The organism is Flavobacterium restrictum (assembly GCF_007097245.1).
Lineage (GTDB): Bacteria > Bacteroidota > Bacteroidia > Flavobacteriales > Flavobacteriaceae > Flavobacterium > Flavobacterium restrictum.
In genome coordinates, this window is sequence record NZ_VJZT01000002.1 from 171,723 (window position 1) to 186,557 (window position 14,835).

Below are 14,835 nucleotides of genomic sequence, written 5' to 3' on the forward strand. Positions count from 1 at the left end.
TTTTTGAAATTGATTTTTGAAATTGCCATTGAAATTGACATTGCCATTGCCATTGAAATTGACTTTTGTCATCATTTTATTTTAAACCGCAACCCAGCATAATACATTTGTCCAAAAACGGGTGCGTACACCACCGATGCATCAAAAGTCGCTCCAAAAGGATTCTCGGAACCCAAAATAGCTTTTGATTGGGTATAATTACCTATGTTTTCGCCACCAACATAGACTTCAAAAGTTGGCGAAAAAGTTCTAGTAATTTGGGCATTCATCAAGGAATACGCTTTTGAAAATTCGGGTAGTCGGTCTGCTATAGGATTCGATGCTGTGTTGGGCAATTGTTGCGCGCCAATCCAGTTGAAGGTATAATCTAGTTTCCATTGTTGTCCTTTGTCGCCAAGATGCGTTTCGTATTCTAAATTGCCAAAAAACCTGTTTTTGGCTTGCAAAGGTTTTTGAAAACGCCCTGAAAGATAATCGGTTTTAACGTCATAGAATTTATAGGCGGTACGCAAATTCAAATGTGTAGCCAGTTCATAATTGAATTCTAATTGTAAACTATTAGCGTACGATTTTCCTTTTAGATTGTAGAATAAAACCTGTTGTGGACTTTGCATCAAATCGACCACGGCTTGATTTTGAAAATCAGTTCTATAGAAATCAAAACCAACATCGGCATTTTTGCCAAAAATTAAAAATTTCTGATTGAAACTCAAACCATAATTCCAAGCAATTTCGGGATTTAAACCATAAATTTTGCCGGAATTATCCAAAACTGAAAAGGTTCGAGAACTAGCAAAAAGCGACTGATTTTCGGCAAAAATATTTGCCGCACGCTTGCCTCGACCAGCCGAAAATCGCAACACAGCTTTTTCCCAAGGATTGTAACGCACATGCAATCTTGGCGTTACAAAAGTCCCCAAACGATTGTGATTGTCTATTCGACCACCAAGAATAATACTGAAATTATCGGCATTGTCATAGGTATATTCAAAAAAAGCACCAACCGAATTGTCGGTTCTACTGTAATCATTTATGGTGACTAATTCTTGGTATTTGTCATAGGTAAAATTCAATCCCGTGGCAAATTTGTGCATGGTATTGTTGATAATCGAATTAAAAATCAGATTCGAATAGTAACTACTTTGCTTGATATTATAAGGATTTAAACCGAAATACGATTGCTGATTGTGGCTGTTAAACGCGTTTTGAAAACCAATGCTTTGGTACGGCATATCTTTAAAAACATAGCCCACTTTGGTGGAAACATCCAGCCGTTCGGTATTGATTTCGGAACCCCAATAGTGCGTGGTACCTCGGTCTTTTGCAGGATCAAAATCCAACTGCCCTGTTTGTTTTTTATCATTCATGTACCTGAAATTGATAAAACTTACCAATCCTTTTTCGGCATTATAGTATTGATAGCGATTCAAAATATTGACTTGTTTGGCTAACGGATTATCTAGGAAACCATCTTTATTTTGATCCATTTTAGCCGTTCTCGTGTTGCCATGAAGGAACAAAGAGCTGCTCCATTTATCGGATATTTTGGTGTTGAAATGGGTATTTAACTCGAAACGAGCATCCGATGAACCATAAACATTCAAGAAAAAAGGAATGTTATTGATGGGTTTTAGTAACTCGGCATTGATTTGCCCCGAAATACTTTCGTAGCCATTGACAACACTTCCGGCACCTTTGGTAATTTGAATGCTTTCGACCCAAGTGCCTGGGGTAAACGACAATCCATACGCTTGCGAAGCACCACGAACCGAGGGAATATTCTCTTCGGTAATCATCAGGTATGGGCTCGTAAGTCCCAACATTTTGATTTGTTTGGTTCCCGTTAGCGCATCGGCAAAATTGACATCGATTGATGGATTGGTCTCAAAACTTTCGGCGAGATTACAACAGGCCGCTTTTAGCAATTCCTTGCTGGTCACCAGTATGGTGTTGCCTGTTACGGTAAAGGATTTTTGAATTCCTTTTCGCTTTGCGGTAACTTTGATTTCATTGAGTTTTTCTTGAGAAAAAACAGCATTCGAAAACAAAATACCCACCAATAGCGGTATTATTTTTTGCATAATTAAGCGTTTTATAGTGTTATAAAAAAGACTCAAACCACAAGCAATGATTTGATTTTTATACCATTATAAAATCAGGCGTAAAAAATATATTGGCTGTACAGCTGGAAAAGTGGCGGCGCATTGGCATCGCAACAATAGGAAGTTGGCTGGTTTTTATGGAAAGAAGAAGTTCCAATTGTAACAAAAGGATAGGATTGTGGAACGATAAAAACAGAGGGGAATTCAAAGAAAAAAACCTTGACGGTGGCGTTTTCGGATTTTTTTTGAAAATGAAATACTTTGTCCTTGCAACAACTGTCTTTTTTAGAAACAACTTTTTCGCAGCAACCTTTTTCGATTTTTAAAGAAGGAAAAGCAGTCTTTAAAGATACCGAAGCAATCGAATCTCCACAATAATGTACATTAAAAGCAAAACCCATATTGGAAACCAATAGGAATAATGCTAAAAATAAACTTATGGATTTCTTGGCGTTCATACTGCAAAATTATCTAAAATAGAGACACCAAAACCAAATAAAATGTTATTTTTTGTTTTGCTTTTTTTGAAAATAAAAAGCCGGCACAAAAAGAATCACAAAAACGGGTTGAATCAAAAACCGTCGGATGTAAAAGAGCAGGAAATTATGAGGTTCGTCATACAGAAAAAGCACCGAAAAGAAAGCCACGATTAGCATCAAAAAGAAAAAAAGATACAAAAAGGTAGCGAATTTGATCATTTCAATTTCTTGAAACAACGCATAAATAATCCCCAAAGACAACAACATATTCAAAGCGTACCGAAATAATAACGACAAAAACAAGGGCAAAGCACGGTACTCTGGCAATGGCAAAGCATTAAAATCTTCTTTGAAATACTCCAAAAAAGGATCGTAAAATAAAGTCGTTTCGTAAGCTCGCGTGAGTGCCAAAAGCAGTATTAAAACCAACACTGATAAGGCTCTTGCTTTATGATTGAATAGTATTTTTAGCATATTTAGAAAAATTAGTAACCCAAATTACCCATAAAAGAAAAACGACACCATAAATAAATAACGGAAAAATAATATCGTGCAAAAGTGACCCATATTCTGGAAAATGATACAGCAAAACGCACAAAGCCGCAATTCGAAAAACATTTAGAATATAAATAAGAAGGCTTCCGCCAAGGATAAAAAGCAAAGTCGTTTTAAGTTTACCCGAAAAAGCCACTACAAAAGCAATAAACAAAATGATGACACTTATGGCATTGCAGCCTTCAATGATTCGGGCAATTCCTTTTTGATGGTACCATAATTTCACGTAATTGGTACCCGATTCTTCGATCCTAACGGAATTTGGTTCCAACCATTGAAGTACTTGCTGGGTATTTTGAGCTACTTTTAGAGTAATCGAATCCAAACCATCAACACCAAAACTGCTCAAATAATAGTCATACAGCAAGGACAAAACGATGTAGGTTAGAAAAAAAGTGCCCAAAAAAAGCAAAAACGGTTTGTAAATACTAAAATATTTTTTCAAAGTGATTTTTTAACAAAATTAAATAAATTATGAAACGAGCATTAAATACTTTTGTAAAAAATAAAAAAATGACCTTTCAAGAACTACAACCAAAAGTAACCGAAATTACTATAAATACAACACTTTCTAGAGACGAAAAATTGTTAGCCGTTTGCGAACTCTTGAGCAATGGCATTGCCTATTATAATTGGGTAGGATTTTATTTTGCTAATCACGAGACCCAAACGTTACATCTTGGTCCTTACGTGGGCGCCGAAACCGACCATACTGTAATCCCATTTGGGAAAGGAATTTGTGGTCAAGTGGCAGTTTCTAATGCTAATTTTGTCGTTCCAGATGTGGCCGCACAAGACAATTATATTGCGTGTAGTTTTACCGTAAAATCCGAAATTGTGGTACCACTTTTTGTAAACGGTAAAAACATTGGTCAAATAGATATAGACAGTCATGTAATTGATCCCTTTACCGAAGCCGACGAACGTTTTCTTGAGTTTGTGAACCAAGAAATTGCGAAGTTATTTTAAAGTGTAAATAAACATAAAACAGCCGTTCGACTATTTTCGATTCTTAATATTTTAATCAAAAAAAGTATCGAGAAGTGTTTTCTAATTTATCTTTAGTACCTTTGTTTACTTTTTATTTAAAAATGTTAAACAAAACTGATTTTGAGAATGAAAAAAAGCCACCCCGATAATGTTGTTTTTTCTGAAGAAAAAGGATATAACGCAAGTGTTTTGCCTTATGCAACAAGTGTAGGCGCACCCGTGATTAAAACCGATGATGTAGTTGCTTGGAAAACTAGAGGCATTCATAATGTCAATAAAGAATTCGAAAACAAGTTCAACGAGCTCAAACAACAATACCAAAAATTGATGCAAGAATACGAATGGAATGATATCGTATACAACGCTAAATTTTCGTTTGAACCTGTTATTGGCGAAATTTACCATTTGTATACGGGTGATGATGGGATTCATTTTTTGTCCTTAATTGGGCCACAGGAATGGAACAAAGAACACATTGCTACCTTTAAATTGAATAGCGACAAAAAGTGGATGCTTTTAAATCAAAAAGACCATTTTTCTTCCTATTAGCACTAAATTTTGGGTGAATCACCTGCTTTTAAGGGGCAACGCAAAATGATATTCTTTTTTTATCTCAAATAATTTATAAACACCAAAGCGTTCGATTTTAAAACAATTGTGAATTAAAAAAAATACACCACTGGTTGCTTCGCCTGTTCACCAGCGCTCGGGTCACAGATTTTAAAACCAAAATAACGCTGTTTGATTGCACAAATTCAAAAATCAGTGTCAATTTCATTACTTTTAAGTTATTAAAATCTGTGAATCTGTGACAGTCTTTATAAAAGCGAATGACCTTTACAAACGCAAAGTTATTGGGTATAAAAAGTATTTATTCCAACTGAATTTAATTTTTGCGAACTGTTTAACACAGAAAATAAATTCAAAAACAATGGTAATGACGACATTTTTAAAAGCAAATTGGGAAAACATCATTATGGCCAATTATGCCATTGATCCAGAAATCTTAAAGCCTTACCTACCCAAAGGAGTGAATTTAGATGTTTACGATGGCAAAGCCTATGTTAGTTTGGTTGGTTTTATGTTCAAAAACACAAAGTTGTTCCAAATCCCAATTCCGTTTTTAGGAACTTTCGAAGAAATTAATTTGCGTTTTTATGTCTACAGAAAAGAAGGCGGTACCATCAAACGTGGCGTTGTATTTATCAACGAAACTATTCCTTACAAAATAGTAGCTTGGATGGCGAATAAATTATACAAAGAACATTATACTGTGGTGCCAACCAAACATGAAATTGTAAAAAGTTCCGCTACTACCAAAATAAAATTCGAATGGCTCTTGCATAAAAAATGGAACAGTATTTATGTAGAAGCAGCCAATGAATCCCAAGAAATGGAGCAAAATACTTTGGAAAAATTCATTTATGAGCACTATTTTGGCTACACAAAAATCGACGACAACAACACCGAAGAATACCAATTACAACACCCAAGTTGGAATGTTCAAAAAGTGGTAGATTATAAAATAGATTGCGATTTTGAAGCCATGTATGGCAAATGCTTTTCGGTTTTAAACCATACTAAACCCGAAGCAGTATTTATTGCCCAAGGTTCCGCCGTAAAAGTTGCCTGGAAAAGAACCAAATTAGAGTTTACAAAGCAAGAAAACGGCAATGAAAATTCTGAATTTGAATAACAAAGAGAATTTAGTTGGTACAGTTTATGTGAAAAACGTCCGAATGGTTACTTTTTTGGATTTTTAAGGTTTTTTTTGAATTTTTATAGTACTTTTGCACCCGTCTTACAATAGCTGTATGACATACATAACAATCATTTAAATAATATTAGCATGTATTTAACGAAAGAAGTTAAAGAAGAAATCTTCGCAAAACACGGAGAAAAAACAAACACAGGAAAGTCAGAAGCACAAATTGCTTTATTTACTTTCAGAATTAGCCACCTTACAGAGCATTTGAAAAAAAATCGTCACGATTACAACACAGAGCGTTCATTAGTATTGCTAGTAGGTAAAAGAAGATCTTTGTTGGATTACTTGAAAAAGACAGAAATCAACAGATACCGTGAAATTATCAAAGTATTGGGTATTAGAAAATAATCAATATATAAAAGAGGTGCGAAAGTGCCTCTTTTTTATTTTAGAATTTAAATGGAAAGATTTAGATTCTTATAAAAAAGCTATTCGTTCTTACTAAACAGATAGCCCTTAAAAAAGTTAGGTTTTCATTGGAATTTTAGGCATTAACTACGCAAACAACTACACACAACTAAAAAACCATTGTATAAACAATTAGAAAAAAAATTATGATTCCACAATTATTTGTAGAAAGCATCGATTTAGGTGATGGCAGAAACATCACAATCGAGACAGGAAGATTAGCCAAACAAGCTGATGGATCTGTAGTAGTACGTATTGGAAAAACTGTTATTTTAGGAACAGTTGTATCCTCAAGAAAAGCAAGTCCAGGTATCGATTTCTTACCACTTACGGTAGATTATCGCGAAAAATTTGCAGCAGCAGGTCGTTTTCCTGGTGGTTTCTTCAAAAGAGAAGCACGTCCAAGCGATAACGAAGTATTAACAATGAGATTAGTTGACCGTGTTTTGCGTCCGCTTTTCCCATCAGATTATCACGCAGAAGTGCAAGTTATGATTCAGTTGATGTCTCATGACGAAGATGTAATGCCAGATGCATTAGCAGGTTTAGCCGCTTCGGCAGCTTTGGCTTTGTCTGACATTCCTTTTGAAACGTTGATTTCAGAAGCCAGAGTGGGAAGAATTGACGGTAAATTTATCATCAATCCATCTCGTGCACAATTAGAATTATCGGATATCGATATGATGATTGGCGCTTCAACCGATTCTATCGCCATGGTAGAAGGTGAAATGAAAGAAATCTCGGAAGCAGAAATGGTAGAAGCCATTAAATTTGCGCACGAGCACATCAAAAACCAAATTGCAGCGCAAGAACGTTTGCAAGCCGCTTTTGGAAAAAAAGAAGTGCGTACCTACGAACAAGAAAAAACAAACGATGCTATTTACGCTAAAGTAAAAGCAGCAGCTTACGATAAAATTTATGCTATTGCAAGCAAAGGTTCTTCTAAACAAGAGCGTACAGCAGCATTTGCAGAAGTAAAAGAAGAAGTAAAAGCTTTATTCTCTGAAGAAGAATTGGCAGTTGATGGCGATTTAGTTTCTAAATATTTTTACAAAACTAATAAAGAAGCCGTTCGTAACGTAACTTTAGATTTAGGAACTCGTTTAGACGGAAGAAAAACTACAGAAATCAGACCAATCTGGTGTGAAGTAGATTATTTACCATCGGTTCACGGATCTGCATTGTTTACTCGTGGAGAAACGCAAGCATTGGCAACAGCCACTTTAGGAACTTCTAGAGAAGCCAACCAAATTGATTCCCCTTCTGAACAAGGAGAAGAAAAATTCTATTTACATTATAATTTTCCACCATTTTCTACAGGAGAAGCGCGTCCGTTGAGAGGAACTTCAAGAAGAGAAGTTGGTCACGGAAACTTAGCACAACGTGCTTTGAAAAACATGATTCCTGCTGATTGTCCTTACACGATTCGTGTGGTTTCGGAAGTATTAGAATCAAATGGTTCTTCTTCAATGGCTACCGTTTGTGCTGGAACATTATCATTGATGGATGCTGGTATTCAAATGATTCGTCCCGTTTCTGGAATTGCAATGGGATTGATTACGGATGGGGATCGTTTTGCAGTTTTATCAGATATTTTAGGTGATGAAGATCATTTAGGAGATATGGATTTCAAAGTAACTGGAACTTCTGAAGGAATTACCGCTTGTCAAATGGACATCAAAATTGATGGATTGAAATACGAAATCATGGAAGCAGCTTTGGCTCAAGCTAGAGACGGTCGTTTGCATATTTTGAACATACTTACAGATACTTTGGCGCAACCAAAAGCAGATGTTAAGGCATACGCTCCAAAAATCTTGATGCGTACCATTCCTGGAAACTTCATTGGTGCCCTAATTGGTCCTGGTGGAAAAGTGATTCAAGAATTGCAAAAAGCAACCGGTTGTACTATCGTTATCAACGAGGAAAATGATATGGGAATTGTTGAAATTCTTGGAACTGATCCTGCAGGAATTGAAGCTGTATTAGCAAAAATCCAATCGATTACTTTCAAACCACAAATGGGCGAAGCGTATGAAGTTAAAGTAATCAAAATGCTTGATTTTGGTGCAGTAGTAGAATATCTTGACGCTCCAGGAAACGAAGTATTGCTTCACGTATCGGAATTGGCTTGGGAACGCACTGAAAACGTTGCCGATGTAGTGAATATGGGCGATGTCTTTATGATTAAGTATTTAGGTTTAGACCCAAAAACGCGTAAAGAAAAAGTGTCTAGAAAAGCTTTGATGCCAAGACCTCCAAGAGAATCTTAATTAGTAAATCCTTTTATTTTACTAAAAGTATATTTTATAAAGAACCCCGTTTCATTCCTTTGAAACGGGGTTTTTGGTTATCTATTTTTAAGAACTTGAAGTAATTTTTCGTTAATAAAATAATTGCTCTTTCCTATTTTAATTTTTGTCAAAAATTTATTTTCGTCATCTTCCAAAGCATTCAAATAAGTTCTTGCTGTGTGACGATGAATTTTAAGTTCGTGCTCCAGAAAATCTATTTTTGTGTATAAAAATTCAACCTATTTATACACGTTTTTACAACGTGTATAAAAAACAATGCTTTCTTATACACGTTGTAAGTTGCACGCATACAAAAATGTATTTTCACATGTCATTTTTATATCATACCCAAAAAACACTACGAACTCCGATTCCTGAACAGGAATCCGTTTTTTTGGTTTTATTCATCATTTTAATCAACTATATTTGCTACAACTAACAAAAATCAATTTTGAAAAGATAAATAGATAATAACAACATATAAAAATTAGCGTTTAGCGAAAGAACCTGTATTCTGAAAATTCGACACTTCAAAATACCTACAGGGAAGTTTAAGCTAACGTTCATGCATAGGCGTGGACGTTACTTTGCTTTGTAGGTACGGGCGTCGAATCCCGCAGAATACAAGTAAGGTAATTAGTCTGCGCTTCTTTTTGTTACTCCAACAAAAAACATGAAACTATACGCTACGGTCGAAGCAGTCTTAAAAAACGAACCCAATTATGTAACCGATGACGGTGACTTGAAAAAATGGGTAATTATTAGCAAAGCACAAAATTGCGATGCAGAATTAATCTCCATATTATTAGAAAATCCAGAAGTTAAAACTCATTTTTTTATTCCTATTAAAGATGTGCTGGTTTTTAACCAAGCATTATTTATAGAGTTTATGGAGCAAAAGAATTATTTGAACGATAGTTTTACTGCTTACAAAAACAAAATAGGATTAACGACTGATGGTAAATTCCTAAACCAACGAAACGAAGTAGCTCTAGTTTGGCCTTACAAAGATTGTGTTCTCGAAGGAGGACAAAGCCGAGAGGAAGACAAACGGGAAGAAATTTTCTTTAATGAAGTTTTGGCACAAGACGAAATCAACCAATTACTAGACCCAAAAGTAGTAACCAATGTGAAAACATTCACAGCAGAGGGAGAAAAAGCATTTGAAGGTTTTACTAGAAATGAGCAAGGAACAATAACCGATAATTTGGTTATAAAAGGCAATAATTTGTTGGATTTGCATTCATTAAAAGAAGAGTTTGCTGGAAAAGTAAAGCTCATTTATATTGACCCACCCTATAATACAGGAAGTGATGGATTTAAGTATAATGATAATTTTAATCATTCTACTTGGCTGACTTTTATGAGGAATAGGTTAGTTGTTGCAAGGGATTTATTGAAAAATGAAGGTGTGATATTTGTTCAATGTGATGATAATGAACAAGGTTATTTAAAAGTTTTGATGGATGATATTTTTACTTCATCAAACTTTATAGAAACCTTTATTTGGAAAAATACTGACAATGCACCAACATTATCTAAAAAATCTAGAAAAAATATTGAGTTTATACACTGCTATGAAAAATCTATTAATACTTCAAAAGGTTACAAAGGAAGAAATAGTGATAATGACGACGCACCTTTGTTAAATAGCGGTAACCCAATAACAACATTGGAATTTCAAAATGGATTAATTCAATTCAAAATTGCTGATGGAATTTATAAAAAAGGAAATTATGATAAAATTGAAATAATTGACGATTTAGTTGTAGAAAATGGACTTAATAAAAATACAATTAGATTACAAGGACAGTTTAAGTGGCAACAATCCTTTTTGGATGATGAGATTACAAAAGGAACTTACTTTTTAATTAAATCAAATTTATTTTCAATTAGATATCAAAGAAAAACAGCTTCAAATATTGCTCCTGATAAATTTTTGGATGAAAACTATTTGTCAAAAGCTATTGGTGTAGAGACGAATGAGGATTCAAAAAAACATATTGATTCTCTAAAATTAAATTTTGATTCATATCCTAAACCAGAAACATTAATTGCTTTTTTAATTAAAGCTGTAACTGAAGAAAACGATATTGTACTTGATTATCATCTAGGTAGCGGAACTACTTGTGCTACAGCTCATAAAATAAAAAGACAGTATATTGGGATTGAACAATTAGATTATATAGAAACTGTTGCTGTTGAACGCCTTAAAAAAGTAATTGCGGGTGAACAAGGTGGAATCTCTAAATCCGTCAATTGGCAAGGCGGTGGTTCTTTTACTTATTTAGAACTCAAAAAATACAATCAAACTTTTGTAGATAAAATACTTGAAGCCAAAGACAGCGAAACCTTATTTGGGATTTGGGAAGAGATGAAAAATAAATCCTTTCTGAATTATAATATCGCTATTCAAAAACAATCAGCACATATAGAAGACTTCAAAAAACTAGAATTTTCGGTACAACAAGAACTTTTGATTGCTTTATTGGATAAAAATCAATTGTATGTTAATCTTTCGTCTTTAAAAGATGTTGATTTTGAATGTACTGCTGAAGAATTAAAAGTAACACAGGATTTTTATCAACTCAAGAAATAGATAAAAGACCTACAAGGTTTTGGAAACCTTGCAGGTCAACTCGATTTCCTGCAAGGTTTTTTTCAAACCTTGTAGGTATAATAAAACAACAGGACTATGGCTTATTTATACGACACATTAAAAGATAATTTTGGTAAAATTGCTATTTCAAAAGTTGAAATCCCCAATTATATTTCAGACAATCTTAAACCAGGTTACGGAGAAAGAGAGTATCAAAAAGAAGCTTTTCAGCGCTTCATACTTTTCTATAATGAAGATTTTGAAGGGAAACCGAGAAAACCATTTCATTTGATGTACAATATGGCTACAGGAAGCGGTAAAACGCTTATTATGGCAGGATTAATGTTGTATTTATACGAGAAAGGTTATTGTAACTTTTTGTTTTTTGTACATTCTAATACCATTTTGGATAAGACCAGAGAGAATTTTTTAAATTCTTCGGCTAGTAAATATTTATTCAATCAGGATATTGTTGTCAATGGACAGAAAGTATATGTAAAAGAAGTGCGGAACTTTGATGAAGCCGATGATAGAAATATCAATATCCATTTTACTTCGATTCAAAAACTACATTCAGATTTGGTTCAAAGTGAGAAAGAAAACGCATTGAGTTTAGAGGATTTTAAGAACCGAAAAATAGTATTATTGGGCGATGAAGCACATCATTACAATGCTAATACGCAAAGTCAGACCCAATTATTTCAAAGTTGGGAAAAACTGATTGAGGATATTCATCAGGCAGATTTGAATAATATATTGTTAGAATTTACCGCTACTTTAGATTATGAAAAGCAAGATATTGTCAAGAAATATGAAGATAAAGTACTGTTTAAATACGATTTAAAACAGTTTCGATTGGATAAATTTTCAAAAGAAATCAATTTAATTCGGTCTAATTATGATGAAAAAGAACGAGTTATTCAAGCCATTATCCTTAATCAATACCGTCAGGAATTGGCGACCAAACAAAACATCAATTTGAAACCTGTAATTCTTTTTAAGGCAAAGCAAACCATAAAAGAATCTGAACAAAATAAGCAAAATTTTCATCAATTGATAGAAAGTTTAGACGGAGGTAGTATTGATGCTATTCGAGAAACTTCAACTGTGGCAATTGTTCAGAAAGCTTTTTCATTTTTTGACACTATTCATTTATCTTCAAATGAATTGGCTAAAAGGCTAAAATCTAATTTTCGTCCAGAAAATTGTTTGAGTGCCAATGACGAAAAAGAAGCCGAAGCCAATCAAATAAAATTGAATACACTTGAGGATGCGAATAATCCAATTCGAGCGATTTTTGCAGTTCAAAAATTAAATGAAGGTTGGGATGTTTTGAATTTGTTTGATATTGTGCGTTTGTATGAAGGACAAAATTCGGGAGGTTCTAATAAAACATTTGGAAAAACTACTGTTGCCGAAGCACAGTTAATAGGTAGAGGAGCGCGCTATTTTCCGTTTACTTTGGATATTGACCAAGACAAATACAGAAGGAAATATGATGATGCAATAGATAATGATTTTAAGGTTTTAGAAGAGTTATATTATCATACCAAAGACGAAAGTAAATACATTTCGGAACTCAAAAAAGCACTAGAACATTTTGGAAGCACAGAGAAAGAAGAAGATTTTATTCAATTCTCTCTTGAATTAAAAGACGATTTTAAAACAACTGATTTTTATAAAACAGGAACGGTTGTTTATAATAAGCGAAAAGAAAAGAGTTATGCTAATGTGAAATCATTTGCCGATTTAGGTGTTGTCAAAAAAAATTATGAGTACATTTTGTCTTCGGGAAGTGGAAGAATGTCAGGAATGTTTAGCTCTGATTTTGAAATTTCAGACGATAAAAGTACTGCAAAAGATGTCAAGCTGAATGAGATACTAAATCAACATATTATTAGATATGCATTAGCTCAAAATCCATTTTTCCATTTCGATAAATTATCAAAATACTTTCCAAATATTCCGTCAACAAGTTTTTTTATCAACGACAAAGACTATTTAGGTAATCTTGAAATTGCTTTTGTTGGTAATAAAAAGCGACTAGAAAACATTTCGAACAAAGACTATTTGCTAGCAATTCAAGGACTGTTATCTGCTATTGAAATCGAGATAAAAGCAAACTTAACGCAATACGAAGGGTCGGATTATATTCAGAAAAAAGTGCACGAGGTTTTTAGAGACAAATCTTTAAAAATAAATAGATACGATGAGAGAGCTGATGGACAAGAAAGTTTAGTAGTTAATGAACCGTGGTATGTTTACAATGCGAATTACGGGACAAGCGAAGAGAAAGATTTTGTAAAAATGTTTGCTGGGCGATTTGAAAGTTTAAACAAAAAATTTGATAATATCTTTTTAATCCGAAATGAAAGGGAAATAAAAATCATTGATAAATTAGGTCGTGCTTTTGAACCCGATTTTCTTTTATTTTGCAAGCAAAAAGAAGGTGAAGAATTGACTTTTCAAGTATTCATTGAGCCTAAAGGAGGGCATTTAATTTCTCATGATAAATGGAAAGAAGATTTTCTTAAAGAAATAGAAGGAGAAAAAAGAACGATAAAAATTAATACCGATAAATATAGAATTACGGGAGTTCCTTTTTATAATAACAAAATCGAAAATGACTTTAAAAAATCGTTAGAATCGGTTTTGGGGATTTGAACAAAATTTATTTACTCCTTTTTTGTAACTTTAATACAACTCCGTACGTATAACCATTTGTACACTTAAAAAATTGAGGAGACAACAACATGAGACAACTTAAAATCACCAAGCAGGTAACCAATCGTGAAACTGCATCATTAGACAAATATTTACAAGAAATAGGTAAAGTTGACCTTATTACCGCTGACGAAGAAGTAGAATTGGCACAAAAAATTAAAGCTGGCGATCAAAAAGCGTTAGAGAAATTAACAAAAGCCAATTTGCGTTTCGTAGTTTCGGTAGCCAAACAATACCAAAACCAAGGGCTTACACTTCCCGATTTGATTAATGAAGGAAATCTAGGTTTGATAAAAGCAGCACAACGTTTTGATGAAACTCGTGGTTTCAAATTCATTTCATACGCTGTATGGTGGATTCGTCAATCTATTTTGCAAGCCTTGGCAGAGCAATCTCGTATCGTTCGTTTGCCTTTAAATAAAATTGGTTCTATCAATAAAATCAACAAGATGTATGCTTTATTAGAACAATCTAACGAGCGTCCGCCCTCTGCTGAAGAAATTGCCAAAGAACTGGACATGACCGTAAATGACGTGAAAGAATCCATGAAAAATTCTGGTCGTCACTTATCTATGGATGCACCGCTTGTAGAAGGAGAAGATTCCAACCTTTATGATGTATTGCGTTCAGGTGAATCTCCAAATCCAGACAGAGAATTAATTCACGAATCATTGCGTACCGAAATTGAGCGTTCACTAGAAACCTTGACTCCAAGAGAAGCGGATGTTGTTCGTTTATATTTTGGTCTTGGTGATCAACATCCAATGACGCTTGAGGAAATTGGCGAAACTTTTGATCTAACGCGTGAACGTGTTCGACAAATCAAAGAAAAAGCAATCCGTAGATTGAAACATACTTCCAGAAGCAAAATCTTGAAAACGTATTTAGGCTAATTAGTCTTAAAGTTAGAAAGTTC

At 34.0% G+C, this 14,835-nt stretch carries 13 protein-coding genes; 8 read left to right on the forward strand and 5 right to left on the reverse strand.

Annotation, left to right across the window (positions count from 1 at the left end):
• Positions 1-71: 71 nt before the first annotated feature.
• The 4 genes from FNW21_RS02865 to xrtF form a co-directional block, all read right to left on the reverse strand.
• Positions 72-2,081: a TonB-dependent receptor plug domain-containing protein gene (locus FNW21_RS02865; protein WP_144255228.1), complete on the reverse strand. Its 2,010-nt coding sequence runs from the start codon at positions 2,079-2,081 to the stop codon at positions 72-74.
• 74 nt (positions 2,082-2,155) lie between these two features.
• Complete coding sequence (locus FNW21_RS02870; protein WP_144255229.1) at positions 2,156-2,560, reverse strand: HYC_CC_PP family protein; 405 nt, start codon at positions 2,558-2,560, stop codon at positions 2,156-2,158.
• A 45-nt stretch (positions 2,561-2,605) separates the two neighbouring features.
• Positions 2,606-3,055 (reverse strand): exosortase F system-associated membrane protein, encoded by a 450-nt coding sequence (locus tag FNW21_RS02875; RefSeq protein ID WP_144255230.1) that lies wholly within the window; start codon positions 3,053-3,055, stop codon positions 2,606-2,608.
• Positions 3,030-3,581: an exosortase family protein XrtF gene (xrtF, locus tag FNW21_RS02880; protein WP_144255231.1), complete on the reverse strand. Its 552-nt coding sequence runs from the start codon at positions 3,579-3,581 to the stop codon at positions 3,030-3,032. The genes FNW21_RS02875 and xrtF overlap by 26 nt, the downstream gene beginning before the upstream one ends.
• A 68-nt stretch (positions 3,582-3,649) precedes the next feature.
• Here xrtF and FNW21_RS02885 point away from each other — a divergent pair, with 68 nt between their 5' ends.
• The 5 genes from FNW21_RS02885 (at position 3,650) to FNW21_RS02905 (ending at position 8,575) form a co-directional block, all read left to right on the forward strand.
• Entirely contained in the window at positions 3,650-4,105 is a 456-nt protein-coding gene (locus FNW21_RS02885) for a GAF domain-containing protein (protein WP_144255420.1), read from the forward strand.
• Positions 4,106-4,252: 147 nt separating this feature from the next.
• Complete coding sequence (locus FNW21_RS02890) at positions 4,253-4,675, forward strand: DUF2452 domain-containing protein (RefSeq protein WP_144255232.1); 423 nt, start codon at positions 4,253-4,255, stop codon at positions 4,673-4,675.
• 388 nt (positions 4,676-5,063) lie between these two features.
• Complete coding sequence (locus FNW21_RS02895; RefSeq protein WP_144255233.1) at positions 5,064-5,822, forward strand: YqjF family protein; 759 nt, start codon at positions 5,064-5,066, stop codon at positions 5,820-5,822.
• 153 nt (positions 5,823-5,975) lie between these two features.
• Complete coding sequence (gene rpsO / locus FNW21_RS02900) at positions 5,976-6,242, forward strand: 30S ribosomal protein S15 (protein WP_144255234.1); 267 nt, start codon at positions 5,976-5,978, stop codon at positions 6,240-6,242.
• 206 nt (positions 6,243-6,448) lie between these two features.
• Complete coding sequence (locus tag FNW21_RS02905) at positions 6,449-8,575, forward strand: polyribonucleotide nucleotidyltransferase (RefSeq protein ID WP_144255235.1); 2,127 nt, start codon at positions 6,449-6,451, stop codon at positions 8,573-8,575.
• A 77-nt stretch (positions 8,576-8,652) separates the two neighbouring features.
• Here the strand turns inward: FNW21_RS02905 and FNW21_RS16765 are convergent, their stop codons facing one another.
• Positions 8,653-8,814 (reverse strand): hypothetical protein, encoded by a 162-nt coding sequence (locus tag FNW21_RS16765; RefSeq protein WP_394344685.1) that lies wholly within the window; start codon positions 8,812-8,814, stop codon positions 8,653-8,655.
• A 455-nt stretch (positions 8,815-9,269) separates the two neighbouring features.
• On the opposite strand from FNW21_RS16765, the gene FNW21_RS02910 reads away from it, so the two are divergent.
• From FNW21_RS02910 to FNW21_RS02920, 3 genes are all read left to right on the forward strand, one after another.
• Positions 9,270-11,195 (forward strand): DNA methyltransferase, encoded by a 1,926-nt coding sequence (locus tag FNW21_RS02910; RefSeq protein WP_144255236.1) that lies wholly within the window; start codon positions 9,270-9,272, stop codon positions 11,193-11,195.
• A 96-nt stretch (positions 11,196-11,291) separates the two neighbouring features.
• Positions 11,292-13,859 (forward strand): DEAD/DEAH box helicase family protein, encoded by a 2,568-nt coding sequence (locus tag FNW21_RS02915; protein ID WP_144255237.1) that lies wholly within the window; start codon positions 11,292-11,294, stop codon positions 13,857-13,859.
• An 89-nt stretch (positions 13,860-13,948) separates the two neighbouring features.
• Entirely contained in the window at positions 13,949-14,812 is an 864-nt protein-coding gene (locus FNW21_RS02920) for a sigma-70 family RNA polymerase sigma factor (RefSeq protein WP_007137700.1), read from the forward strand.
• Positions 14,813-14,835 lie beyond the last annotated feature (23 nt).